Genomic DNA, 2,852 nt, shown 5'->3' with positions numbered 1-2,852 from the left:
AGCCTCGTGAAGGGAGCGGGCCGGTGATCACAGACACGGAAGACTGCTGCGCAGCACACTGAGCGACCTCGCCGCGTCGGTGCCGGCCGGCTCGGCGACGTCGTACCGCAAGGAACAGGCCCGCTGGCGCCGCCGGGAGTACCGGCGCCGTTGCGTCGTGGCGGTTCTGGTGCTCCTCATCGTGGCCGTTGTCTGTGCGATCGGCCTGATGACCCTCTCCGACGCGTCGCCGGACACCCATGTGATCTTCAACAACGCCGGAGAGGCGTTGGCGGCCGGCGCCGGACTCTGAACGGGCGGTCCCCCGGGCCCCCTTCCCCGTGTCGCGCGCGTGTCAGCCGCCGTCCGCCGCCGGGTGGAGCGCCGCCACTGCGGAGAGCATCAGCTCCAGGGCGAAGGGGTAGCCGCTGTCGCGCATGTCGGCGGCGAGCAGCGGGAAGGTCGCCGCGATGTTCGGGTGGGTCTCGGGCGACAGCCTGCCGTACACCTCGTGCCAGACCTCCTCGTCCGCCTCCCGGGCCGGGTCCGGCAGGGCGAGCGCGGCGGCGTCCTGTGCGGCGAAGGCCAGCGCCTGGTCCACGAAGGCGTGGTAGACCCGCACGGCGAGGGCGTCCGGGAAGCCCGCCGAGCGCAGGGTGGCGAGGATCGTCTCGACGGCCCGGGTCTCGTGGTGCCGGCCCGTGGTGCGGTGCGCCGTGAGGAGCGCGGCCTGGGGGTTGGACTGGTAGGAGGAGTGGATGCGCAGCCCGATGGCGCGCAGGTCGGTCCGCCAGTCCCCGGTGGCCGTCCAGCCCTCCTGCGCGCGGCCGATCAGCTCGTCGGAGAGGGCGAGGAGCAGGGCGTCGGTGTTGCGGAAGTAGCGGTAGAGGGCGCTGGGGTCGGCGCCGAGCGCCGCCCCGAGCCGGCGCGCCGAGAGCGCCGCGGCGCCGTGCTGCGCGACCAGGCGCAGGGCGGTGTCGATGATCACCCGTTCGGAGAGCACGGCGCCCTGCTTGGTCGGGCGGCGGCGCCGGCGGCCGGCTTCGGGGACCACTCGTTCTGACATGCACGGACCTTACGACAACACCATTGACGTGTAAACGGCCGCCCGGCTTCCATGTCCCCGTCCCCCAACTGACGCCCCTCGTACTGGAGCTCCGTATGGCCAAGGCCGATCTGCTCTTCACCCGCGGTCCCGTCTTCACCGTCGATCCGGCCCGCACCCGGGCGACCTCGCTCGCCGTCATCGGCGACCGGATCGCGGCCGTCGGCCACGACGAGGTGCGGGAGCTGATCGGCCCCCGCACCGAGGTCGTCGACCTGACCGGCAAGCTGCTGATCCCCGGGTTCCAGGACGCCCACGTCCACGCCGTCTACGGCGGTACGGAACTGGCCGAGTGCGATCTGACCGGCACGGTCGGCGTCCCGGAGTACCTGACCCGCATCCGGGCGTACGCGGACGCCCACCCGGACCACGCGTGGATCACCGGCGGCGGCTGGTCGATGGAGAGCTTCGACGGCGGGCTGCCCACCCGTCAGCTGCTGGACTCCGTGATCCCGGACCGGCCGGCGTTCCTCGTCAACCGGGACCACCACGGCGCCTGGGCCAACACGCGGGCCCTCGAACTCGCCGGGATCACCGCCGCCACCCCGGATCCCGCCGACGGCCGCATCGAGCGGGAGCCGGACGGCGGTCCCAGCGGGGTGCTCCAGGAGGGAGCCACCGCACTGGTCTCCCGTCTCGTGCCCGCGGGCACCCCCGCCGACCGGCTGGCCGGCCTGCTGCGGGCCCAGGAAATGCTGCACTCGCTCGGCATCACCGGCTGGCAGGACGCACTGCTCGGCGTGTTCGGCGGCAAGCCCGATCCCTCGGACGCCTACGTCACCGCCGCCCGGGACGGCTCGCTCACCGCCCGGGTGACCGGCGCGCTCTGGTGGGACCGGGACCGCGGCGCCGAGCAGATCGGGGAACTGGTCGCGCTGCGGGAGAAGTTGAGCCACGGCCGGTTCCGGGCCGGCTCGGTGAAGATCATGCAGGACGGGATCGCCGAGAACTTCACGGCTGCGATGACCGCCCCGTACCTCGACGGCTGCGGCTGCGCGACGGCCAACACCGGCCTCAGCTTCGTCGACCCCGTGGCGCTGCGCGGGTACGCGACCGAACTCGACGCCCTGGGGTTCCAGATCCACTTCCACGCCCTGGGCGACCGGGCGGTCCGCGAGGCCCTCGACGCCCTCGAAGCCGCCGTGGCCGCCAACGGCCCGCTCGGCAACCGCCACCACCTCGCCCATCTCCAGGTCGTCCACCCCGATGACCTGGCCCGCTTCGCCCGGCTCGGCGCCATCGCCAACATCCAGCCGCTGTGGGCCGCGCACGAGCCGCAGATGGACGCGCTGACCATCCCCTTCCTCGGCCCCGAGCGCGCGGCCTGGCAGTACCCCTTCGGCGATCTGCTGCGGGCCGGTGCCACCCTGGCGGCCGGCAGCGACTGGCCCGTCAGCAGCCCCGACCCGCTCGCGGGCATCCACGTGGCCGTCAACCGCAGGGACCCCGAGGCCGATCCCGCCGACGACCGGGTCTTCCTGCCCGAACAGCGCCTCGACCTCGCCACCGCGCTGGCCGCCTACACGGCCGGCTCCGCCCACGTGAACGGCCTCGACGACGCGGGCAGCCTGCGCCCCGGCCATCTCGCCGACCTGGTCGTCCTGGACCGCGACGTCTTCGCCGCGCCCCCGGAGGAGATCGCCGAGGCCAGGGTGGAGCGGACCTACGTCGGGGGCAGGCTCGTCCACTCGGTCTGAGGGGCGCGCGCCGCCCCGGGCCGCCGTACGGAGGACGCCCGCACGTCGAGCCGGGTCGGCACGAGCACCCC

General features: G+C 73.9%; 3 protein-coding genes. 2 read left to right on the top strand and 1 reads right to left on the bottom strand.

Features of this window, described 5'->3' with window-relative positions; all coding sequences use genetic code 11:
* Positions 1 to 79 precede the first annotated feature (79 nt).
* Positions 80 to 292, top strand: a complete 213-nt coding sequence (locus SSNG_RS30490; protein WP_007267795.1) for a hypothetical protein — start codon at positions 80 to 82, stop codon at positions 290 to 292.
* Positions 293 to 334: 42 nt separating this feature from the next.
* Here the strand turns inward: SSNG_RS30490 and SSNG_RS30485 are convergent, their stop codons facing one another.
* Positions 335 to 1,045 (bottom strand): TetR/AcrR family transcriptional regulator, encoded by a 711-nt coding sequence (locus tag SSNG_RS30485; protein WP_007267794.1) that lies wholly within the window; start codon positions 1,043 to 1,045, stop codon positions 335 to 337.
* A gap of 95 nt (positions 1,046 to 1,140) precedes the next feature.
* Between SSNG_RS30485 and SSNG_RS30480 the strand changes: the two genes are divergently transcribed.
* Positions 1,141 to 2,781 carry an amidohydrolase gene (locus SSNG_RS30480; RefSeq protein ID WP_042802342.1) on the top strand — a complete coding sequence of 547 codons (1,641 nt, stop codon included), beginning with the start codon at positions 1,141 to 1,143 and terminating at the stop codon, positions 2,779 to 2,781.
* The last annotated feature ends 71 nt before the right edge of the window (positions 2,782 to 2,852 follow it).

Origin of the sequence: Streptomyces sp. C, from assembly GCF_000158895.1 — a bacterium.
GTDB classification, from domain to species: domain Bacteria; phylum Actinomycetota; class Actinomycetes; order Streptomycetales; family Streptomycetaceae; genus Streptomyces; species Streptomyces racemochromogenes.
Note: the sequence above shows the minus strand (reverse complement) of the source record. Positions and strands in the feature narration are given on the sequence as shown.